Raw genomic sequence first — 24,055 nt, 5'->3', positions numbered from 1 at the left:
TTAAAATCACCGGCTGTTTTAAAAACTACCGGCTATTTAACATCTTTTATCTTGTTATATATAAGTATCCTGATTCATTAACTGTATCTCCTACTGCATTTACGTATTCTAAAATCCAATAGTAGGTCCCTACAGGTAAATAATCATCTTGGCTTATAGTTGTTCTACCGTTAGATAAACCTCTGAATTCATTACCATCTACACCATAACGCTCTGCAGTGTACACCTCAATACCCCATCTGTTAAATATGGTTAAGGTATTATCAGGGAAATTCTCAAGTCCTTGTATTCTAAAGCTATCATTGCGGCCATCTTGACCTATTGATATACCATTATTTACAATAAGACCTGCTGTCTGACTTAACACTGTAACAGTTGGATCATCAACATCTGTTGTTGGATCTTCTGGATCATCAGAAACATCTATCACTTCAACACCAAACGGTGCTAAAGCAACTGCTGTTGCAACGTTTACAATCTCTCCATTGGCTACATCCTCTTCGGTAATTATATAAACCGCAGTAAAAGTAGCACTTTCACCAGGAAGTAACGTTACCGGATCACCTGCAACGATAACCATCGGGTCATCTACGTGAACATCAGTTAAAGTGACGTTTCCAGTGTTCATTACAACAAAAGTATAAATAATCTGATCACCTGCATTTGCAAAACCATCGGCATTAAAGTCCTGATAAGAAGCTGTTTTAGTGATGTTAAGACTAGGTAATTGGTCTATCAAAGTAATTGTAGGATCTTCTCCATCTCCATCTCCATCTGTATCTACATCTGTTGTATCCATTGGGTCATCAGACTGATCTACTACAATATCTCCAACAGGATCCACTCCTTCTGCAAAAGCAATATTTATAACTTCTCCTGTGTCAATATCATCTTGTGTGATTGTATAGACACCTGTAAACACAACACTATCTCCCACTATAAGCAATGCTACTGTATTTTCTTCTAGAATAATCATTTCATCAGAAACAACTACATCTGTAAGATCTACTGAACCATTGTTAGTTACCGTTAGTGTATAGTTAATTTGGTCTCCTGCATCAATAACACCATTTTCGTTAAGATCTACAATCTCACTAGACTTTGATAAATCAAGATTCCCTGTTATATCATTATCTACGATAGTCACAGTTCCGCTTGGATCTGTATTGTCAGTGTTACCACTAGTCACTGTTCCATTTACAGTGAAGATTTCATCCTCTTCATCAAGATCATCATCTTCAATAGGAATTACAACTTCTCCAGTAGTTTCTCCAGCAGGGATTATTACAGTTACAATTGTTTCTTCATAATCATCCTCACCAGCTGTACCCGTCGTAGTTACTATCTCTATAACAGTATCTTCATCACTTGGGTTACTTAGGGTTACAGGAATGGTTACTGTACCAGCATCTTCATCTACGATCACATCTTCGATAGTCACTGTAGGCGCATCATCGTTATCTACAATTGTAATTTCGCCTTGAGCGGTGTCATTATCTGTGTTACCACTAGTCACCGTTCCGTCTACTGTGAAGATTTCATCATCCTCATCAATCTCATCATCTTCAATAGGAAGTACAACCTCACCCGTAGTTTCTCCAGCAGGGATGGTTACCGTTACAATTGTTTCTTCATAATCATCCTCTCCAGCTGTACCCGTTGTAGTTACTATCTCAATAACAGTATCCTCATCACTTGGGTTACTTAAGGTTACAGGAATGGTTACTGTACCAGCATCTTCATCTACTATCACATCTTCGATAGTCACTGTTGGAGCATCGTCATTATCGATAATGGTTACCGTTCCGCTAGGATCTGTATTATCAGTATTACCACTTGTTACCGTTCCGTCTACTGTGAAGATTTCATCATCCTCATCAATCTCATCATCTTCAATAGGAATTACAACCTCACCCATAGTTTCTCCAGCAGGGATTATTACCGTTATAATTGTTTCTTCATAATCATCCTCTCCAGCTGTACCCGTTGTAGTTACTATCTCAATAACAGTATCCTCATCACTTGGGTTACTTAAGGTTACAGGAACCGTCACCGTTCCAGCATCTTCATCTACAATGACATCTTCGATAGTCACGGTTGGAGCACCATCATTATCAGTAATGGTTACTGTTCCGCTAGGATCTGTATTGTCAGTGTTATCACTTGTTACCGTTCCGTCTACTGTAAAGATTTCATCACCCTCATCAAGTTCATCATCTTCAATAGGAATCACAACCTCACTCGTAGTTTCTCCAGCAGGGATAGTTACCGTTACAATTGTTTCTTCATAATCATCCTCACCAGCTGTACCCGTCGTAGTTACTATTTCAATAACAGTATCCTCATCACTTGGGTTGCTTAAGGTTACAGGAACCGTTACCGTTCCAGCATCTTCATCTACAATGACATCTTCGATAGTCACGGTTGGCGCATCGTCATTATCTACAATTGTAATTTCGCCTTGAGCGGTATCATTATCTGTGTTACCACTAGTCACTGTTCCATTTACAGTGAAGATTTCATCATCCTCATCAATCTCATCATCTTCGATAGGAATTACAACTTCTCCAGTAGTTTCTCCAGCAGGGATTATTACCGTTACAATTGTTTCTTCATAATCATCCTCTCCAGCAGTACCCGTTGTAGTTACTATCTCAATAACAGTATCCTCATCACTTGGGTTGCTTAAGGTTACAGGAATGGTTACTGTACCAGCATCTTCATCTACTATCACATCTTCGATAGTCACTGTTGGAGCATCGTCATTATCGATAATGGTTACCGTTCCGCTAGGATCTGTATTATCAGTATTACCACTTGTTACCGTTCCGTCTACTGTGAAGATTTCATCATCCTCATCAATCTCATCATCTTCAATAGGAAGTACAACCTCACCCGTAGTTTCTCCAGCAGGGATAGTTACCGTTACAATTGTTTCTTCATAATCATCCTCTCCAGCTGTACCAGTTGTAGTTACTATCTCAATAACAGTATCCTCATCACTTGGGTTGCTTAAGGTTACAAGAACCGTTACCGTTCCAGCATCTTCATCTACTATCACATCTTCGATAGTCACGGTTGGAGCACCATCATTATCAGTAATTGTTACTGTTCCGCTAGGATCTGTATTGTCAGTGTTATCACTTGTTACCGTTCCGTCTACTGTAAAGATTTCATCTTCTTCATCTGTCGTGTCTTCTGTAATTGGAACTACAACTTCTCCTTCAGTCTCTCCTGCAGGAATCGTTATCGTTACAATTGTTTCTTCGTAATCATCCTCACCAGCAGTACCAGTCGTAGTGACTATTTCAATAACAGTATCCTCATCACTTGGGTTGCTTAAGGTTACAGGAACCGTTACCGTTCCAGCATCTTCATCTACAATTACATCTTCGATAGTCACGGTTGGAGCACCATCATTATCAGTAATGGTTACTGTTCCGCTAGGATCTGTATTGTCAGTGTTATCACTTGTTACCGTTCCGTCTACTGTAAAGATTTCATCACCCTCATCAAGTTCATCATCTTCAATAGGAATCACAACCTCACTCGTAGTTTCTCCAGCAGGGATAGTTACCGTTACAATTGTTTCTTCATAATCATCCTCACCAGCAGTACCAGTCGTAGTTACTATCTCTATAACAGTATCCTCATCACTTGGGTTGCTTAAGGTTACAGGAACCGTTACCGTTCCAGCATCTTCATCTACAATGACATCTTCGATAGTCACGGTTGGCGCATCGTCATTATCTACAATTGTAATTTCGCCTTGAGCGGTATCATTATCTGTGTTACCACTAGTCACCGTTCCAGTTACAGTGAAGATTTCATCATCCTCATCAATCTCATCATCTTCGATAGGAATTACAACTTCTCCCGTAGTTTCTCCAGCAGGGATTATTACCGTTACAATTGTTTCTTCATAATCATCCTCACCAGCTGTGCCCGTCGTAGTTACTATCTCAATAACAGTATCCTCATCACTTGGGTTACTTAAGGTTACAGGAATGGTTACTGTACCAGCATCTTCATCTACTATCACATCTTCGATAGTCACTGTTGGAGCATCGTCATTATCAGTAATGGTTACTGTTCCGCTAGGATCTGTATTGTCTGTATTGCCACTTGTTACCGTTCCGTCTACTGTGAAGATTTCATCATCCTCATCAATCTCATCATCTTCGATAGGAATTACAACTTCTCCAGTAGTTTCTCCAGCAGGGATTATTACCGTTACAATAGTTTCTTCATAATCATCCTCACCAGCAGTACCCGTCGTAGTTACTATCTCAATAACAGTATCTTCATCACTTGGGTTACTTAAGGTTACAGGAACCGTTACCGTTCCAGCATCTTCATCTACAATTACATCTTCGATAGTCACGGTTGGAGCACCATCATTATCAGTAATGGTTACTGTTCCGCTAGGATCTGTATTGTCTGTATTGCCACTTGTTACCGTTCCGTCTACTGTGAAAATCTCATCTTCTTCATCTGTCGTGTCTTCTGTAATTGGAACTATAACTTCTCCTTCAGTCTCTCCTGCAGGAATGGTTACCGTTACAATAGTTTCTACATAATCATCCTCACCAGCAGTACCAGTCGTAGTTACTATCTCAATAACAGTATCTTCATCACTTGGGTTACTTAAGGTTACAGGAACCGTTACCGTTCCAGCATCTTCATCTACAATGACATCTTCGATAGTCACGGTTGGAGCACCATCATTATCGGTAATGGTTACTGTTCCGCTAGGATCTGTATTATCAGTGTTACCACTTGTTACCGTTCCGTCTACTGTGAAAATCTCATCTTCTTCATCTGTCGTGTCTTCTGTAATTGGAACTATAACTTCTCCTTCAGTCTCTCCAGCAGGAATGGTTACCGTTACAATAGTCTCTTCATAATCATCCTCACCAGCAGTACCCGTCGTAGTTACTATCTCAATAACAGTATCCTCATCACTTGGGTTACTTAAGGTTACAGGAACCGTTGCAGTTCCAGCATCTTCATCTACGATCACATCTTCGATAGTCACGGTTGGAGCATCATCGTTATCTATAATCGTTACTGTTCCGCTAGGATCTGTATTGTCTGTATTGCCACTTGTTACTGTTCCGTCTACTGTGAAAATCTCATCCTCTTCATCTGTCGTGTCTTCTGTAATTGGAACTATAACTTCTCCTTCAGTCTCTCCTGCAGGAATGGTTACCGTTACAATAGTTTCTTCATAATCATCCTCACCAGCAGTACCCGTCGTAGTTACTATCTCAATAACAGTATCCTCATCACTTGGGTTACTTAAGGTTACAGGAACCGTTGCAGTTCCAGCATCTTCATCTACGATCACATCTTCGATAGTCACGGTTGGAGCATCATCGTTATCTATAATCGTTACTGTTCCGCTAGGATCTGTATTGTCTGTATTGCCACTTGTTACTGTTCCGTCTACTGTGAAAATCTCATCTTCTTCATCTGTCGTGTCTTCTGTAATTGGAACTATAACTTCTCCTTCAGTCTCTCCTGCAGGAATGGTTACCGTTACAATAGTCTCTTCATAATCATCCTCACCAGCAGTACCCGTCGTAGTTACTATCTCAATAACAGTATCTTCATCACTTGGGTTACTTAAGGTTACAGGAACCGTTGCAGTTCCAGCATCTTCATCTACGATCACATCTTCGATAGTCACGGTTGGAGCATCATCGTTATCGATAATAGTTACCGTTCCGCTAGGATCTGTATTGTCTGTATTACCACTTGTTACCGTTCCGTCTACTGTGAAAATCTCATCCTCTTCATCTGTCGTGTCTTCTGTAATTGGAACAATTACTTCTCCTTCAGTCTCTCCTGCAGGAATGGTTACCGTTACAATAGTCTCTTCATAATCATCCTCACCAGCAGTACCCGTCGTAGTTACTATCTCAATAACAGTATCTTCATCACTTGGGTTACTTAAGGTTACAGGAACCGTTACCGTTCCAGCATCTTCATCAACGATCACATCTTCGATAGTCACGGTTGGAGCATCATCGTTATCGATAATAGTTACCGTTCCGCTAGGATCTGTATTGTCTGTATTGCCACTTGTTACCGTTCCGTCTACTGTGAAAATCTCATCCTCTTCATCTGTCGTGTCTTCTGTAATTGGAACAATAACTTCTCCTTCAGTCTCTCCTGCAGGAATGGTTACCGTTACAATAGTCTCTTCATAATCATCCTCACCAGCAGTACCCGTCGTAGTTACTATCTCAATAACAGTATCTTCATCACTTGGGTTACTTAAGGTTACAGGAACCGTTACCGTTCCAGCATCTTCATCAACGATCACATCTTCGATAGTCACGGTTGGAGCATCATCATTATCAGTAATGGTTACTGTTCCGCTAGGATCTGTATTGTCTGTATTGCCACTTGTTACCGTTCCGTCTACTGTGAAAATCTCATCCTCTTCATCTGTCGTGTCTTCTGTAATTGGAACAATTACTTCTCCTTCAGTCTCTCCTGCAGGAATGGTTACCGTTACAATAGTCTCTTCATAATCATCCTCACCAGCAGTACCCGTCGTAGTTACTATCTCAATAACAGTATCTTCATCACTTGGGTTACTTAAGGTTACAGGAACCGTTACCGTTCCAGCATCTTCATCTACGATCACATCTTCGATAGTCACGGTTGGAGCACCATCATTATCAGTAATGGTTACTGTTCCGCTAGGATCTGTATTGTCTGTATTGCCACTTGTTACCGTTCCGTCTACTGTGAAAATCTCATCTTCTTCATCTGTCGTGTCTTCTGTAATTGGAACAATTACTTCTCCTTCAGTCTCTCCTGCAGGGATGGTTACCGTTACAATAGTCTCTTCATAATCATCCTCACCAGCAGTACCCGTCGTAGTTACTATCTCTATAACAGTATCCTCATCACTTGGGTTACTTAAGGTTACAGGAACCGTTGCAGTTCCAGCATCTTCATCTACAATTACATCTTCAATAGTCACGGTTGTTGAATCGTCATTGGTAATTGTTCCAGTTCCTGTTGTGGCAGCAGGATCAATCGTACCGTTTGTGGTATTAGCAATCGTTACTTCAAATTCTTCATCTGACTCTACAACATCATCACCATTTACCGTTACTGGGAATACAGCACTCGTCTCGCCAGCAGGGATTGTTACGGTTAACTCTGTTGGTGCTACATAATCTGCATCACCAAGCGTTCCTGTTCCATCAGCAACGGTGAAAGTTACTACTGTATCTGTATCGGCAGGAGCACTTAAGGTTACTGGGAATTCAGCTACCACCGTAGTTCCATCATTTCCTTCTGTAACTGTTACATCGCCAATACTTACGACAGTAGCGTCGTCATTGGTAATTGTTCCAGTTCCTGTTGTGGCAGCAGGATCAATCGTACCGTTGGTAGTATTAGTAATCGTTACTTCAAATTCTTCATCTGACTCTACAACATCATCACCATTTACCGTTACTGGGAATACAGCACTCGTCTCTCCAGCAGGGATTGTTACGGTTAACTCCGTTGGTGCTACATAATCTGCATCACCAAGCGTTCCTGTTCCATCAGCAACGGTGAAAGTTACTACTGTATCTGTATCGGCAGGAGCACTTAAGGTTACTGGAAATTCAGCTACCACAGTAGTTCCGTCATTTCCTTCTGTTACTGTTACATCGCCGATGCTTACGACAGTAGCATCGTCATTGGTAATTGTTCCAGTTCCTGTTGTGGCAGCAGGATCAATCGTACCATTAGTAGTATTAGTAATCGTTACTTCAAATTCTTCATCTGACTCTACAACATCATCGCCATTTACCGTTACTGGGAATACAGCACTCGTCTCGCCAGCAGGGATTGTTACGGTTAACTCTGTTGGTGCTACATAATCTGCATCACCAAGCGTTCCTGTTCCATCAGCAACGGTGAAAGTTACTACTGTATCTGTATCGGCAGGAGCACTTAAGGTTACTGGGAATTCAGCTACCACCGTAGTTCCATCATTTCCTTCTGTAACTGTTACATCGCCAATACTTACGACAGTAGCGTCGTCATTGGTAATTGTTCCAGTTCCTGTTGTGGCAGCAGGATCAATCGTACCGTTGGTAGTATTAGTAATCGTTACTTCAAATTCTTCATCTGACTCTACAACATCATCACCATTTACCGTTACTGGGAATACAGCACTCGTCTCTCCAGCAGGGATTGTTACGGTTAACTCCGTTGGTGCTACATAATCTGCATCACCAAGCGTTCCTGTTCCATCAGCAACGGTGAAGGTTACTACTGTATCTGTATCGGCAGGAGCACTTAAGGTTACTGGAAATTCAGCTACCACAGTAGTTCCATCATTTCCTTCTGTTACTGTTACATCGCCGATGCTTACTACGGTAGCATCGTCATTGGTAATTGTTCCAGTTCCTGTTGTGGCAGCAGGATCAATCGTACCGTTGGTAGTATTAGTAATCGTTACTTCAAATTCTTCATCTGATTCTAAAACATCATCACCATTTACCGTTACTGGGAATACAGCACTCGTCTCGCCAGCAGGGATCGTTACGGTTAATTCCGTTGGTGCTACATAATCTGCATCACCAAGCGTTCCTGTTCCATCAGCAACGGTGAAAGTTACTACTGTATCTGTATCGGCAGGAGCACTTAAGGTTACTGGGAATTCAGCTACCACAGTAGTTCCATCATTTCCTTCTGTAACTGTTACATCGCCAATACTTACGACAGTAGCGTCGTCATTGGTAATTGTTCCAGTTCCTGTTGTGGCAGCAGGATCAATCGTACCGTTGGTAGTATTAGTAATCGTTACTTCAAATTCTTCATCTGACTCTACAACATCATCACCATTTACCGTTACTGGGAATACAGCACTCGTCTCTCCAGCAGGGATTGTTACGGTTAACTCCGTTGGTGCTACATAATCTGCATCACCAACCGTTCCTGTTCCATCAGCAACGGTGAAGGTTACTACTGTATCTGTATCGGCAGGAGCACTTAAGGTTACTGGGAATTCAGCTACCACCGTAGTTCCATCATTTCCTTCTGTTACTGTTACATCACCAATACTTACTACAGTAGCATCGTCATTGGTAATTGTTCCAGTTCCTGTTGTGGCAGCAGGATCAATCGTACCATTAGTAGTATTAGTAATCGTTACTTCAAATTCTTCATCTGACTCTACAACATCATCGCCATTTACCGTTACTGGGAATACAGCACTCGTCTCGCCAGCAGGGATTGTTACAGTTAACTCTGTTGGTGCTACATAATCTGCATCACCAAGCGTTCCTGTTCCATCAGCAACAGTGAAAGTTACTACTGTATCTGTATCGGCAGGAGCACTTAAGGTTACTGGAAATTCAGCTACCACAGTAGTTCCGTCATTTCCTTCTGTTACTGTTACATCGCCGATGCTTACGACAGTAGCATCGTCATTGGTAATTGTTCCAGTTCCTGTTGTGGCAGCAGGATCAATCGTACCATTAGTAGTATTAGTAATCGTTACTTCAAATTCTTCATCTGACTCTACAACATCATCACCATTTACCGTTACTGGGAATACAGCACTCGTCTCGCCAGCAGGGATTGTTACGGTTAACTCCGTTGGTGCTACATAATCTGCATCACCAAGCGTTCCTGTTCCATCAGCAACGGTGAAAGTTACTACTGTATCTGTATCGGCAGGAGCACTTAAGGTTACTGGGAATTCAGCTACCACAGTAGTTCCATCATTTCCTTCTGTTACTGTTACATCGCCGATGCTTACGACAGTAGCATCGTCATTGGTAATTGTTCCAGTTCCTGTTGTGGCAGCAGGATCAATCGTACCGTTGGTAGTATTAGTAATCGTTACTTCAAATTCTTCATCTGACTCTACAACATCATCACCATTTACCGTTACTGGGAATACAGCACTCGTCTCGCCAGCAGGGATCGTTACGGTTAATTCTGTTGGTGCTACATAATCTGCATCACCAAGCGTTCCTGTTCCATCAGCAACAGTGAAAGTTACTACTGTATCTGTATCGGCAGGAGCACTTAAGGTTACTGGGAATTCAGCTACCACAGTAGTTCCATCATTTCCTTCTGTTACTGTTACATCGCCGATGCTTACTACAGTAGCATCGTCATTGGTAATTGTTCCAGTTCCTGTTGTGGCAGCAGGATCAATCGTACCGTTGGTAGTATTAGTAATCGTTACTTCAAATTCTTCATCTGACTCTACAACATCATCACCATTTACCGTTACTGGGAATACAGCACTCGTCTCGCCAGCAGGGATCGTTACGGTTAATTCTGTTGGTGCTACATAATCTGCATCACCAAGCGTTCCTGTTCCATCAGCAACGGTGAAAGTTACTACTGTATCTGTATCGGCAGGAGCACTTAAGGTTACTGGGAATTCAGCTACCACAGTAGTTCCATCATTTCCTTCTGTTACTGTTACATCGCCGATGCTTACTACGGTAGCATCGTCATTGGTAATTGTTCCAGTTCCTGTTGTGGCAGCAGGATCAATCGTACCATTGGTAGTGTTAGTAATCGTTACTTCAAATTCTTCATCTGATTCTAAAACATCATCACCATTTACCGTTACTGGGAATACAGCACTCGTCTCGCCAGCAGGGATCGTTACGGTTAATTCTGTTGGTGCTACATAATCTGCATCACCAAGCGTTCCTGTTCCATCAGCAACGGTGAAAGTTACTACTGTATCTGTATCGGCAGGAGCACTTAAGGTTACTGGGAATTCAGCTACCACAGTAGTTCCGTCATTTCCTTCTGTTACTGTTACATCGCCGATGCTTACTACGGTAGCATCGTCATTGGTAATTGTTCCGGTAGCGTTCATACCTCCAACAGATATATCATAAAACTCATCATCTTCTAGCGTTGAATCTGAAATTGTAGGCGTTGTAATTGTAAAAGAAGTTACTCCAGCAGGTACGATAAGCATATCTCCTGCCGCATTTAAAGTAACACCGTTGCTAAAAATAGGGGTAGCCACATAATCGTTATCTTCTGTCGTGTTATTTACAAGTGAAAATGGATACATCTCTGTATTTATACTTCCATTACTAAGCACCACGTTATGAACTAAATCATCTCCTTCATTTTGAGAGTCGCTAGTTATTGAACCTATTACTGGGTCTTCAACAACAACCGTTACTGTGGCAGTATCACAATTTGGTGGAGTTATAGTCGTACTATTTTGGCAAATTGTATATTCAACTGTATACGTTCCCGATGGAGTTCCTGGCAACACATCTACAGTACCATCGCTATTTACAGTAAGCGGTCCATTTGTGTTTGGTGTTATAGTAAAGTCTGAAGGAGTTAAAACTTCTCCTAAATACTCATCATTATCAAAAACATTTCCAACAGTTCCTCCAACCACACCATCTATTGGCGTTGAACTATAATCATCGTTTATTGCATCAACAGAGCATTCAGCGGCAATAACCGTGTCATCTTGAGAAGAACCTACAGTCTGACCGTTACCAGAATCTGCAAGTACAGGCACACCATTAGCATCAACTCCACCATTTATTGGAGATGAAACTGTACCCACATTGATACTACCATCTTCGTTTACATCTTCTACACCTATATTTGTCGCGCCACCTTCTAGGGCATCGGGACAGCCATCATTATCACTATCTAAATCGTTATAATCTGGCAAGGCATCACCATCTGTATTTGGACAAATAACCGCCGTGGTGATTAATACCGCAGCACTAAAAGAGTTAATAATATTATCTCTAACGCCGTTTTGTGTTAAATCTTCATACAGTAGCGAGGCAACAGTAAAAGGAGCTTCTGCTACAAAAGTTGCATCTGCATCATTTGTTTCACCTCCAGGCGTACCCCTCAACAACGCACTTCCAAAACCACCACGAAAAACAAATTCTTGAGTGGAGGCACCACCTACTGAAACATTTGCAGCTGCATTTCCTGCTTGATTATTTGAAGTAAGCGCCCCTGTAGTAATATCATAGGCTGCCATATCACCAACTATATTATTCCAGTTGCCTGGAATTGTAAAACAAATTGCATCAGTGGGATCACCTATTCCTGCGCCATTATTATCTCTATCGTAATTATCAAGGTTTGGTAAACGAATTGATTCCAAAGGGATTGTAGAAGTAAAAGTAATAGCACTCTCAGCTACCACTTCACCACCCGCTAGGCCAACACCATCTACTGCATCAATAGTAGGAAAATCAGGACCAGCCGTAAGAGTAACCCCTTCTGGTTCAACAGTACCATTACTACCTATAAAATACACAGGATTAGTCGCTACTGTAACTGTAACTGTTTCCACGTTTCCATTAACAACGGCTGACCAAACAATTTCATTTGAACTTGAAAGGCTTTGGCTATATTGAAACTGTACCGGTTGTATTTCACATTCAACCTCATCTAATATCCCATCATTATCATCATCGAGATCACAACCATCTGGCACCCCGTCACCATCAAAATCGGCTGAGTCATCATAGCCATTACATACATCTTCAGAATCTGGCACACCATCATTATCACTATCCAAAATGGCAAAACCAAAATTACCAACAGATGTGTTTTGACCTTCTGTCACATTAAATACAGCGCCATCATTAGAAGACCCTTCAAAGAGAACAGCGCCATTAGGAACATTAGGGTCATTCTCATCAATATTTACTGTAGTATTTCCGCCACTTACAAAAGCAGAAAAATCTCCAGAGGAGTCGCTTAAAAGAATTTGATCAACCCCATTAGAATCTGTAACCGCTACACTAACCCCTACTAGATCTGGTTCTCCAGCATCTTGTATACCATTTGCATTAGAATCCTCATAAATATGTCCACTTATAGTGGCTAAAGATGTAACAATAGCTCCTAAACCTCCATTAATATCTGCCCCACCACCATTTGCATTTGGAAAATCATTAACATCAGTAACATCTAATAAATCCGCATTAAATGGTACGTTATTATCAAAGAAAGATATGCCATAAACTGTATCTCCTGCACTGTATCCCAAATCTGCGAGTGTAATAAGAGATATTCCAACAGGCTCATTACTTCCACCTATTCTATAAGGGTTTACCGTTCCATCTGTGTTATTTGCTAAAAAACTCCACTCAACAGAGTTCGTTACAATCCCAAAATCTGTTGCTCCATTTATTTCTATGACCGGACCGAAGGCAGTAGGCTCTCCAGTAACTGGGTCTACTGCTAAAATTGGAGCCGCTCTATAACTACTGTTACCATTTTTTTCTGGAGCTATAAAGCCTACTTGATTTAAACTAGCTGTCGAAGGAACCTCAAATGCCTCATAGAGAACATCTATTCTTTCAATATTTTGAGCGGTAGCTGTTGCGTTTTTAAACACATCATTTGCCCCTCTCGTAACGATTGGATCTCTTAGCACCTCCTGCATAGAGCAATCATTTAAAGCTCCAGGAAAGCTGGATTGATAATTAAAATTATCAGTGTCTTCCAGAACAAAAAAGCTACACCTATCACCTGTAACACCACCATTACCACTTACACGGACAATATTGTAGTTTATTTGCGTAAAATCGTTATCTAAAAAATAGGTTTCTGTTCCTAAAGTTACAGTTGCAAGACGAAAATCACTTCCCTGTCCCCAAGAATAAGTCTCTACCAAGCCATTAGTAGGGTTTGTCTCAGAATAAACTAATGGAGTAGCTCCTTGAGCGGTAAAAGTTGCATTATTTACTGCATTTTGCCCATAGATTAACGAAGAAGAAACAAGAAATAAAAGAAGACTAAGAATTACCTTCTGACTGAATGTAGTTGTTCTCATAAACTATTAAAAGTGAAAGACAAGCTTTCGGGTTTGATTATCAATTAAGAGGGTGTAATTTAAAAACCAAAACAAATGTAGATTACGGAGATATAATGAATTTTACCAGCCAAAACAACTAGCAAATTATCCGATAAACCGAAAAATTATATCGACATACTACACAAGTAAAATTTTTGTTAAAATAAAATTACACCGAAAATACAGTATACTTTTTTTAACAAAATTTAACATTTTAAAAAAGGTCAAAAAAATTTCTTAACGCCCCGAAAGATACATAAACAAAGGCATTAACAGAAATTGATCAAATTAGTTTCTAAATAAAATTAACAAAAAAATGAACTTAAATCAATTTTTTACAAGTAACTCGCTATCAACCAATTAGAAAAATTTTCTGTTTTTAAGCTATTTTTAACAGTATTTTATCAGTCATAATAAATTATGTTAACAAGTTTAATCTTACATTTTTATTATATTTTATTTATTTGATAATTTGTTGCCTATTGCTAAAATTGGCTTATTTGTTATGAATATCCATTTTAAGATGATTTAAGGCCTGTAAAATAATTTCACAATAAAAACCATTTATGTTTTTTTAAAGCATAAAAAAAAGCGCTCTTTCAGAGCGCTTTTTAGAATTTGAATAAGAAAAAACTATAAATCGATTTTTAGCAATAGTTTTAATCAATTTTTATATTTCGCGTAAGCGTAAGGATTATCCCTTTATTAGATTCCAAATATCGTTACCAAAAATGATCACCATTAGACCCATCACGATAACAAAACCTATTATCTGTCCTCTTTCTAATGTTTTTTCTGAAGGTGCTTTACCAGAAATCATCTCATAAAGTAAAAACATAACGTGTCCACCATCTAGCGCTGGGATAGGAAGAATATTTACAAAAGCTAGCCATACAGAAAACATTGCCGTAAAGCCCCAGAATTTATACCAGTCCCATTGTGGCGCCATCATCTCAACAATACCTATAGGACCTTTTACTTTTTTATAGCCTTGTACTTTTCTATTAAATATGAGTTTAAATTGTCTTACTTGTTTTGTAAGTACATCCCAAGTTTTTGTGAGACCTGCTGGTATTGCCGCAGCAACGCTATACTCATCTTTAACCAGAAGTTCATTTACATTTGCTGCTACACCTAGCGCTCTATCTTGAGCTACCATAAATCTTTTCTCAATCTGCTCGCCATCTCTATCTAGTTGCATCACAACCTCACCACCCTTTGCGGCGTCAAAGACAGACTGAAACTCTGACCACTCATTTATAGGTGTACCATTTATATTCATAATACGGTCTCCAGCAAGCACTCCATTTACATACCCTATTGAGTCCTTTGCAACAACACCTATTATATTACTAAATCTTGGTCTTATAAAACGCTCCTCTGCGTCAAGCACAGATTTTTTTGCCTCATCTGGTATGGCAAATGTCATCTCGTTTCCATCACGTACAACAGTTACATTGTCACCTAGTAAAATATCTATCTGGACATCATCAAAACGTGTGACCGTCTTATCATCTATTTTTATAACCTGGTCTCCATTACGAAGGCCTATCTCCTCACCTATCTCACCTACTGCAATACCATATTTTAATCGGTCTGCAGGCACATACTCATCACCATAATACACAAGCATAACACTATAGATAAACCACGCAAGCAGTACATTAACCGTTACACCCCCTATCATTACAATAAGACGTTGCCACGCTGGCTTAGACCTAAACTCCCAAGGTTCTGGATCTTTTGCCATCTGCTCCTTATCCATAGATTCATCTATCATACCAGCAATCTTGACATAACCACCTAGAGGTAGCCACCCTATACCATAAACGGTATCACCTATCTTCTTTTTAAAAAGTGCAAACTTCACATCAAAAAACAAGAAAAACTTCTCCACCTTAATTCCAAACCATCTGGCAGGAGCAAAGTGACCAAACTCGTGTAAAACCACAAGAATAGATATAGCTAGCGTAAACTGGGCAATCTGTATAAATGTCTCCATAAAGGATAAAAATCAATTTTTAAAACGCACAAAAATAGGCTTTTCGATGCGCATAGTAAAGTTCTAGAGCTGTATGATAGCATTTTTCAAGCCATACTTAAAGTAAATGCCACGTGCATTGTAACTTTGTAAAAAAATAAAGCTATGCGACAGATTTTTAATCGCTATAAAATACTGCTCATTACACTGTTTGTACTATCTGTAATTATACTTACCTTAATATATAGTCAGCTTAAAGTTACACCTACACTACCCATATATCAGCCAGATATGGTTAATAAAGAACTCGTAGACAGCACCCTTCAGTATGTCAAGAAATATCACAAAATAAGTGACTTTGCTCTTACAAATCAAAACGGTAATCTAGTAACTCAAAAAGACTACAAGGACCACATCTATGTGGCAGATTTTTTCTTTACCACCTGCCAGACTATATGTCCTATTATGACAGACCATATGGTAGAGATACAAGAAGAGCTCAAAGGTGACACACTTGTAAAACTACTCTCGCACTCAGTTATCCCTGAGTATGACACTCCAGAAATTTTAAAAGCATACGCCACTAAGAAAGGTGTAGATGATAGTAGATGGAATCTTGTAACCGGCTCAAAAGAAGAAATCTTTACGCTTGCGCGAAAGAGTTATCTCGCGGTAAAAGATATACCAGGTACAGAAGATGACCTAGATATGGTACATACCGAAAACTTTATGCTCATTGACAAAAAAAGTCAAATAAGAGGATACTATGACGGTACAGATCGTGAAGCCATAGATCAATTGCTAGAAGACATCGAGATTTTAAAACAAGAGTACGAGCCACGTAAAGCTTGGTATCAAAAGATTTTTTAGTTTGGAATGCGTACGCTTTCGCGAAAGCGTAAAATGCATTACTTTTGTTATCTAAATTCAATCTAAATAAACATTGAAAAAAACAGTAGCCCACTTACTAAAAGGAGAACGCGCAATCATTACAGATGTAATGACAGACGAGGTGCCTCTTAAACTACTAGAAATGGGCTGTCTACCAGGTAACGAAGTGCGTTTATTACAACTTGCGCCCTTTGCAGACCCTATGTACATAGATGTAAATGGTTGTCATATGGCAATACGTCGTGAGACTGCATTACACATTCTAATAGAAACGCCAGCATAACCCTATGGCAAAACAGCTCAACGTTGCACTCATCGGTAACCCGAACACAGGGAAGACCTCTGTATTTAATCACCTTACAGGCCTTAACCAGCAGGTAGGTAACTATCCCGGTATTACGGTAGAAAAAAAGGAAGGTGTATGTAAACTCCCTCGTGGTGTAAAAGCACATATATTAGACCTACCAGGTACTTATAGTCTTAATGCTTCTTCACTAGATGAGAATGTTGTAATAGAGTTACTACTTAACAAGAATGATAAAGACTACCCAGATGTAGCAGTTGTAGTGTCTGACGTAGAAAACCTAAAGCGCAACCTGCTCCTTTTTACACAAATTAAAGATCTAGGTATACCCACCATACTCGCCATAAATATGGCAGACCGTATGGAGCGCAAAGCCATCTCCCTAGATATACCAGAGATGGAGAAGCGTCTTAAAACACGCATAGCTCTTATAAGCTCAAGAAAAAATACGGGAATTACAGAACTCAAAGAGCTTATATCTGAGTATCGCACGCTTAACACAGAGCCTTGTGTAAATGCATCTGTCATTGCTCCAGAATATTTTGATAGACTACGCAAAGCCTTTCCTAACCAAGATTTATATAAGTTATGGCTAGTAATTACTCAAGATGTAAACTTTGGTAAACTAGAACGTGGGGAGATGAAGAGTATCTCATCATTTAAGACCGAGTCTGAGAGTAACCTAAAAAGACTACAGCAAAAGGAAACCATCATACGCTATAAGTTTATAAATGAGACGCTCAACGAGACACAAACTATAGACGTAGAAAATGCAAAAGATCTAAGAGCGCGTCTTGATCGCATACTCACGCACAAAGTATGGGGTTACGTGATTTTCTTTGCGATACTCTTGCTTATTTTTCAAGTGATATATGACTGGTCGCAATACCCAATGGATGCGATAGACGCTGCATTTGCACATATGAGTGAGTGGGTACAAGCCACGCTACCAGAAGGAAAGCTCACAGACCTACTTGCCGAAGGTATAATCGCGGGACTAGGTGGTATCGTGATTTTTATACCACAAATTGCCTTTTTATTTTTATTTATTTCTGTGCTAGAAGAGAGCGGCTATATGAGTCGCGTAGTCTTCTTGATGGATAGGGTGATGCGCCGTTTTGGACTAAGTGGTAAATCTGTAGTGCCGCTTATATCTGGAACGGCCTGTGCTATACCCGCTGTAATGGCGACTCGTAATATAGAAAGCTGGAAAGAGCGATTAATTACCATACTAGTAACGCCATTTACCACCTGCTCTGCACGATTACCTGTATATCTTATTATTATATCACTTGTTATTCCAGATGAGAAGTTCTTATTTTTTAATCTGCAGGCGCTCACGCTTATGCTTATGTACCTCATAGGCTTTGGTGCTGCCATAGGCTCTGCGTGGATCCTCAATAAGATTCTTAAAATAAAAAGTAAGTCTTTCTTTGTAGTAGAAATGCCTAACTATAAACTCCCTCTTCTTAAAAACGTGGGAATCAATGTACTTGAAAAGACAAAATCTTTTGTAGTAGATGCTGGTAAAATCATACTCGCCATAAGTATTGTGCTATGGGTACTCGCTTCTTTTGGGCCTAATGAAAAATTTAATCAGGCAGAAGATATTGTAACCACAAACCTAGAAGCACAAGGAGGTATCAACGCATTTACAGATGCGCAGGCTTACCAAGCAGAAATAGATAAACTCGTTGCAAGCCAGAAGCTAGAACACAGCTATATAGGTTATATGGGTAAAGCCATAGAGCCTATAGTAGAACCACTTGGTTATGACTGGAAAATAGGGATCGCCCTTATCACTTCGTTTGCCGCTCGTGAGGTCTTTGTAGGTACACTAGCAACTATTTATAGCGTAGGTGACGCCGAAGAAGAAACGATAAAAAATAGAATGGCAGGCGAGATCAACCCAGTACTAGGTACGCCTAGATTTAACTTTGCAAGTGGTATATCGCTCTTATTATTTTATGCCTTTGCAATGCAATGTATGAGTACACTTGCCATTGTAAAGAGGGAAACTAATACCTGGAAGTGGCCTATGATACAACTAGGGGCAATGACAGTAATTGCATATATGGCTGCGCTAATAGCCTACCAGATGCTCAAATAAACTGTAAGGATTAACCATTAAGAACTACTAAGTAATATGGAGATTTTTCAAAAAATTATGGTGCTGCTCATCTTTCTTGCAGCTGTAGGTTACTTAATAACAAAATTTATTTATACCCCGTCTTTTTTAAAAAAGAAGAACGACAACGGCTGTGGTAATGGCAGTTGCGGTTGCTAGTTTTTTACCTCCACCCTCAAATAATAATCACTCGGATTTATTTTTGATCCCGTTGTAGGATAAGGCGCTAGACCTCTTATATAGATCTCAAGACCATCTTCTGTAAACACTGGTGGTGATTGCACCCCGTTTAGTGTAACTTGTTTGGTGATTTTATCACCTTTTTGATTTATTATTTCTACCTCAACTTTTGCATTTCCCGCCCAGATACAGTCGGCACCTTTTGGGCACCTGCTGTCTTGCAATACTTGCACCAGTCTCAATGACGTATGATTTATAGGCGTAGCGGTGCCTTGATATGCTTTAACATATATCACTGGGACTTCTACTTTTGTGGTGTCTTGCGCTTTCGCGAAAGCGGAAAATAAAAGCAAACAAATGAGTGTAAGGTATGTTTTCATAAACAACGGTTCTTTTTAAATCTTATGATTAGTTACTTAAATACTCCAAAACTAATGCCACGTTGCAAAATAACTATTAATTAGCCTCTAAAGAGGAAGAAGTCATCCTTCATATGCTCTATTTTTTCATCCTTATTTGTGATGATATATTCTAAAGCGAGGTCTGTAAACTCTTTTCCTTTTGTAGTAAGAGAGACAATGTTCTTATCAATGTGTACGAGATTATTTTTTTCAGCAAGGTCGAGTACTGTTTTAGAGCGTACCTTTTGCCAGTTTATATGCTCATTAAGATGTTTTACGTGGCGCTCACTCTCTTCCTCGTGGTTGTTTAAATGTAATAAAAATGTAAGAAGTGACACTTCCGTGCGCTGTTGTTTCTGGCGATACATCACTGCAATGAGACCTTTATTTGGCGCAAATAGATAGACCATTAAAAAGACTAAACCTAAGACGGTTGTCATAGATCCAGCGATAGAGGCATCAAGAAAATGAGCCACCCAATACCCCGCTATTGCCGAAAAGACTCCAAAAATAACAGATAACACCAGCATCTTTTTTAAATCTGAAGTGAGCAAATATGCAGTGGCTGCCGGGGCAATCATAAGCGCTACGACTAGCACTGCACCTACTGCTTCAAAAGCGCCCACCACCGTAACCGAAGAAACTGTCATTAACCCATAGTGCAGAACGACTGGTGAAAATCCTAACGCTGCTGATAGTCCTGCATCAAAGGTGCTTACTTTAAGTTCCTTAAAGAAGGCAAATAGCATACCTACGGTTATTAATAGAATTGTACCCATAACCCATAAAGATTTTGGACCGATATCTGTACCAGACACAATGAGTCTGTCAAAAGGAGCAAAAGCGAGCTCACCTAGCAAGACGGCGTCTACATCTAGGTGCACATCGTTTGCATTTTTTGCAATGAGAATAACACCTATGCTAAATAAGGCTGGGAAGACTAAGCCTATTGCCGTGTCTTCTTTTACAAGTCCTGTTTTCTGTATTGCCTCCACGAGTACAACTGTAATCACTCCCATAAGAGCCGCAAGAAGTATTAAAAGTGGAGAGTTAAGATCTTCTGTTATAAAGAAGCCTATCACAATACCCGGTAAGATAGAGTGACTTATGGCGTCACTTATGAGCGCCATCTTGCGCAATACAAGAAAAACTCCTGGTATAGCACAAGCTATAGCGACTACTGCGGCAATAAGTTGTATTTCTACCTGAGCATCCATTAATTATTCTTATAAAGGTTTACTGCGGCATCATAGCCTTTTTCTGTCATTGCCCATTTCTGACCTCGTACTTTCACCCATTCTTTTTCTTCCATCTCTTTAAGAGAAGCACGGGTATACCCTTGGAAATTATTAAGAATCCTTATTGCGTGTGGGTGTGATATATTCTCGTGTGTTTTTGCAATATCAAACATAAATTGCAAGGTCTTTTGTAATTTGAGATCTCGTCTATTCTGATACTTGCGCAGCTGTTTAAACAAAATTCCGCGACCAGGAGAAAACACAAAAGAAACCACCACAAACACACCAGCTACCAGCACAATAACTGGCCCTGTAGATAAGTTGTTTTGACTCGCACTTATAGCTGTCCCAAATACACCAGAAAAGGCGCCAAAAATCGCCGCAAGCACGATCATTACACTTAGCTTATTTGTCCACTGTCTTGCAGCTGCGGCAGGAGCAAGAAGCATAGCACTCATAAGTACAACACCTACCGTTTGCAATCCTAAAACAATTGCCAGAACAATAAAAAAAGTGATAAGCACATCTATAAATCTAGTATTAAAACCCAATGTCTTTGTATAATCTGCATCAAAGAGAAGAATTTTAAACTCCTTCCAGAAGAGTAACATAATCACCAGACAAATCCCAGTTACAATCGCCATCAAAATTACGTCGCTCTCTACAAGGGTTGCGGCTTGACCAAATAAGTATTTATCAAGTCCAGCTTGATTTGCATTGGGCTGTTTCTGTATAAATGTGAGCAATAACATTCCAAAACCAAAAAATAATGACAACACAAGACCAAGTGCTGTATCACTCTTGAGGTGCGTTTTTGTAATCATACCTCGTATCCAGAAAGTACCTATCAAACCACTTACGAGTGCTCCAAGCAATAAGATATTACTATCCTTTGTGCCGGTGATTAAAAAAGCTATTGCAATACCTGGTAGGGCTGCGTGTGAGATTGCATCACCTAGAAGGCTCTGTTTTCTCAATACCGCAAAACTCCCTAACATCCCACAGATTGCTCCAAGAATAGCTGTACCCAAGGTGATAGTCCTTAGGGTATAATCTGAAAATAATTGCGAGAAGTAATCTGAGAGTTCCATAAATTAATAGCTATTAGTTCTTAACCTTTAGCTTTGGGATTTAGACTTAATGAATTGAGAGCAATATCTAAATATCTATTAAATTGCGCATCAGAACTCCCTTGACCTTCACCAATGTTGAGTGAAATAGATAATGCTGCCCTGCGATATTGAGAGCTTAAAGCAAACCTCTCATCAACTGGGAACTTCTGAATTATTTCATAGACAAAGTCAACAAAGTCTAGTGATTTTTGATACACTTTTAGTTTTTCAAAATTAAATACAACTTCTTTACTCATTCTCTAAATATTCTAAAAGCTAAACTCTAAAAACTACCAACTACTGATTTACCGCTACTTTATAATTAATTCCATAGGTTTTGGTGAGATTATCATCATTAAATATATCTTTTACTGGACCGGTAGCAATCTTCTTTACATTTAAGAATGTTACCCAGTCAAAATACTCTGGTACCGTTTGTAAATCGTGATGCACAACCACTACGGTTTTACCTGCTTTACGAAGCTCCTTTAAGATATTGATAATAGCAATTTCTGTCGTGGCATCTACCCCTTGAAAAGGTTCATCCATAAAATAAATAGCAGCATTTTGCACAAGTGCTCTGGCAAGAAAGACACGTTGCTGCTGCCCGCCAGACAGTTGACTTATTTGCCTACTTTTAAAAGGTAGCATCCCTACTTTTTCAAGTGCTTCTAGCGCTGCCTTTTTTTGCTTTGCTCCTGGTCGTTTTATCCACCCTAGCTTTCCATACGTTCCCATCATCACTACATCTAGCGCCGTAGTGGGGAAATCCCAGTCTACACTCCCCTTTTGAGGTACGTAGGCCACAAGCTTACGCTGCTTATCGTATGGTTTTCCATAAATGGAAACACTACCCGCTATGGGGTCTATAATACCCAAAATGGATTTTATTAGAGTAGACTTACCAGCACCATTAGGACCTACTATTGCCATAAGCACACCTTCAGGCACTTCAAGATCTATATCCCACAGCACTGGCTTATAGTTATAAGCAACAGTGAGATCATCTACGCGTATGGCTATTTTTGATTCTGACATTGTTTTATTTTAAAGCTTCTACGATTGTAGTCACATTATATGTAAACATCCCTATGTAGGTTCCCTCTTCTGTACCAGCATTACCCAGCGCATCGCTATATAAAGATCCCCCTATGGTTACTTCGTTTCCTTTAGACTGAACTGCGGCTTGCAATGCCTCTATCGTGCGTCTAGGCACAGAGCTTTCTACAAAGATGGCTTTTACCTTATTCTCTATTATAAATTTTGATAGACGCTGTACGTCTTGAACACCAGCCTCTGCTGCTGTAGATAGACCCTGCAAGCCTACTACCTCAAAACCATAACTCTTGCCAAAATAATTAAAGGCGTCGTGTGCGGTAACGAGTATCCTTTTTTCGGGGGCAAGGGTTGCTACTTTGGCCTTTATTTCGGCTTCTAGGGTTTCTAGTTTTGCGAGGTACGCTTTAGCATTTGTTTGATAATGTTGTGCGTTCTGAGGGTCCTTTCGCGAAAGCGTACTTGTCACCTCTGCTACAAACTGCTTAAAATAATTGATATTAAACCACACGTGAGGATCATAGTTAGACGCAAAATAGTCTGACCCTATGAGCGTGCTTTTATCAAGAGCTTCTCCTAGAGCCACTTGCGTGACTTGGGTGGCGTTCATCTTTTCAAACACCTCCACCAGTTTACCTTCTAGGTGTAGGCCGTTATAAAAAATAACATCTGCACGAGATAATTTTGTCACATCGCCAGCACTTGCTTTATATAAGTGTGGATCTACTCCGGCACCCATAAGCCCTTGCAAGTTGATGTGCTCACCACCTATGTTTTTTACGAGGTCCGTAATCATAGAGGTAGTGGTAACAACGTTTAACCTACCATTATCCTCTTTATTTTCTTTACAACTTATCACGCTTAAAGCGAAAAATACAATTGCGATATAAAAACTCTGCTTCATTAATA

General features: G+C 39.9%; 11 protein-coding genes. 3 read left to right on the top strand and 8 right to left on the bottom strand.

What is annotated here, in order from left to right; translation table 11 throughout:
- Window positions 1–46: 46 nt before the first annotated feature.
- Entirely contained in the window at window positions 47–13,834 is a 13,788-nt protein-coding gene (locus MED134_RS15205; protein WP_038598650.1) for a Calx-beta domain-containing protein, read from the bottom strand.
- A gap of 715 nt (window positions 13,835–14,549) precedes the next feature.
- On the bottom strand, window positions 14,550–15,857 hold the full coding sequence (rseP, locus tag MED134_RS10310) for an RIP metalloprotease RseP (protein ID WP_038598647.1): 1,308 nt from the start codon (window positions 15,855–15,857) through the stop codon (window positions 14,550–14,552).
- Window positions 15,858–16,001: 144 nt separating this feature from the next.
- On the opposite strand from rseP, the gene MED134_RS10305 reads away from it, so the two are divergent.
- The 3 genes from MED134_RS10305 (at window position 16,002) to feoB (ending at window position 19,141) form a co-directional block, all read left to right on the top strand.
- Window positions 16,002–16,706 (top strand): SCO family protein, encoded by a 705-nt coding sequence (locus MED134_RS10305; protein WP_038598644.1) that lies wholly within the window; start codon window positions 16,002–16,004, stop codon window positions 16,704–16,706.
- A gap of 73 nt (window positions 16,707–16,779) precedes the next feature.
- The gene (locus MED134_RS10300; RefSeq protein WP_035326774.1) at window positions 16,780–17,010 is read left to right on the top strand and encodes a ferrous iron transport protein A; all 231 of its coding nucleotides are present in this window, start codon (window positions 16,780–16,782) and stop codon (window positions 17,008–17,010) included.
- A 4-nt stretch (window positions 17,011–17,014) separates the two neighbouring features.
- On the top strand, window positions 17,015–19,141 hold the full coding sequence (feoB, locus tag MED134_RS10295) for a ferrous iron transport protein B (protein WP_038598632.1): 2,127 nt from the start codon (window positions 17,015–17,017) through the stop codon (window positions 19,139–19,141).
- A gap of 173 nt (window positions 19,142–19,314) precedes the next feature.
- On the opposite strand, the gene MED134_RS10290 is transcribed toward feoB, so the two are convergent.
- The 6 genes from MED134_RS10290 to MED134_RS10265 form a co-directional block, all read right to left on the bottom strand.
- Window positions 19,315–19,719, bottom strand: coding sequence for a hypothetical protein (locus MED134_RS10290; RefSeq protein WP_038598630.1), 405 nt, complete (start codon window positions 19,717–19,719; stop codon window positions 19,315–19,317).
- An 80-nt stretch (window positions 19,720–19,799) separates the two neighbouring features.
- Window positions 19,800–20,957 carry a metal ABC transporter permease gene (locus MED134_RS10285; RefSeq protein ID WP_038598627.1) on the bottom strand — a complete coding sequence of 386 codons (1,158 nt, stop codon included), beginning with the start codon at window positions 20,955–20,957 and terminating at the stop codon, window positions 19,800–19,802.
- Window positions 20,957–22,069 (bottom strand): metal ABC transporter permease, encoded by a 1,113-nt coding sequence (locus MED134_RS10280; protein ID WP_038598624.1) that lies wholly within the window; start codon window positions 22,067–22,069, stop codon window positions 20,957–20,959. The genes MED134_RS10285 and MED134_RS10280 overlap by 1 nt, the downstream gene beginning before the upstream one ends.
- 20 nt (window positions 22,070–22,089) lie before the next feature.
- A complete protein-coding gene (locus MED134_RS10275) occupies window positions 22,090–22,347 on the bottom strand; it encodes a four helix bundle protein (RefSeq protein WP_038598621.1) in 258 nt (85 codons plus the stop codon).
- A 40-nt stretch (window positions 22,348–22,387) separates the two neighbouring features.
- Window positions 22,388–23,128 (bottom strand): metal ABC transporter ATP-binding protein, encoded by a 741-nt coding sequence (locus MED134_RS10270; protein WP_038598619.1) that lies wholly within the window; start codon window positions 23,126–23,128, stop codon window positions 22,388–22,390.
- Between the two features lie 4 nt (window positions 23,129–23,132).
- Complete coding sequence (locus tag MED134_RS10265) at window positions 23,133–24,050, bottom strand: metal ABC transporter solute-binding protein, Zn/Mn family (protein ID WP_038598616.1); 918 nt, start codon at window positions 24,048–24,050, stop codon at window positions 23,133–23,135.
- Window positions 24,051–24,055: the final 5 nt, after the last annotated feature.

The sequence above is a fragment of the Dokdonia sp. MED134 genome (genome assembly GCF_000152925.2).
Classification (GTDB): Bacteria; Bacteroidota; Bacteroidia; order Flavobacteriales; family Flavobacteriaceae; genus Dokdonia.
Note: the sequence above shows the minus strand (reverse complement) of the source record. Positions and strands in the feature narration are given on the sequence as shown.

Coding starts and splice junctions, on each gene's coding strand:
- MED134_RS15205 (WP_038598650.1), bottom strand. CDS start 13,834: ATGAGAACAACTACATTCAGTCAGAAGGTAATTCTTAGTCTTCTTTTA.
- rseP (WP_038598647.1), bottom strand. CDS start 15,857: ATGGAGACATTTATACAGATTGCCCAGTTTACGCTAGCTATATCTATT.
- MED134_RS10305 (WP_038598644.1), top strand. CDS start 16,002: ATGCGACAGATTTTTAATCGCTATAAAATACTGCTCATTACACTGTTT.
- feoB (WP_038598632.1), top strand. CDS start 17,015: ATGGCAAAACAGCTCAACGTTGCACTCATCGGTAACCCGAACACAGGG.
- MED134_RS10290 (WP_038598630.1), bottom strand. CDS start 19,719: ATGAAAACATACCTTACACTCATTTGTTTGCTTTTATTTTCCGCTTTC.
- MED134_RS10285 (WP_038598627.1), bottom strand. CDS start 20,957: ATGGATGCTCAGGTAGAAATACAACTTATTGCCGCAGTAGTCGCTATA.
- MED134_RS10280 (WP_038598624.1), bottom strand. CDS start 22,069: ATGGAACTCTCAGATTACTTCTCGCAATTATTTTCAGATTATACCCTA.
- MED134_RS10275 (WP_038598621.1), bottom strand. CDS start 22,347: ATGAGTAAAGAAGTTGTATTTAATTTTGAAAAACTAAAAGTGTATCAA.
- MED134_RS10270 (WP_038598619.1), bottom strand. CDS start 23,128: ATGTCAGAATCAAAAATAGCCATACGCGTAGATGATCTCACTGTTGCT.
- MED134_RS10265 (WP_038598616.1), bottom strand. CDS start 24,050: ATGAAGCAGAGTTTTTATATCGCAATTGTATTTTTCGCTTTAAGCGTG.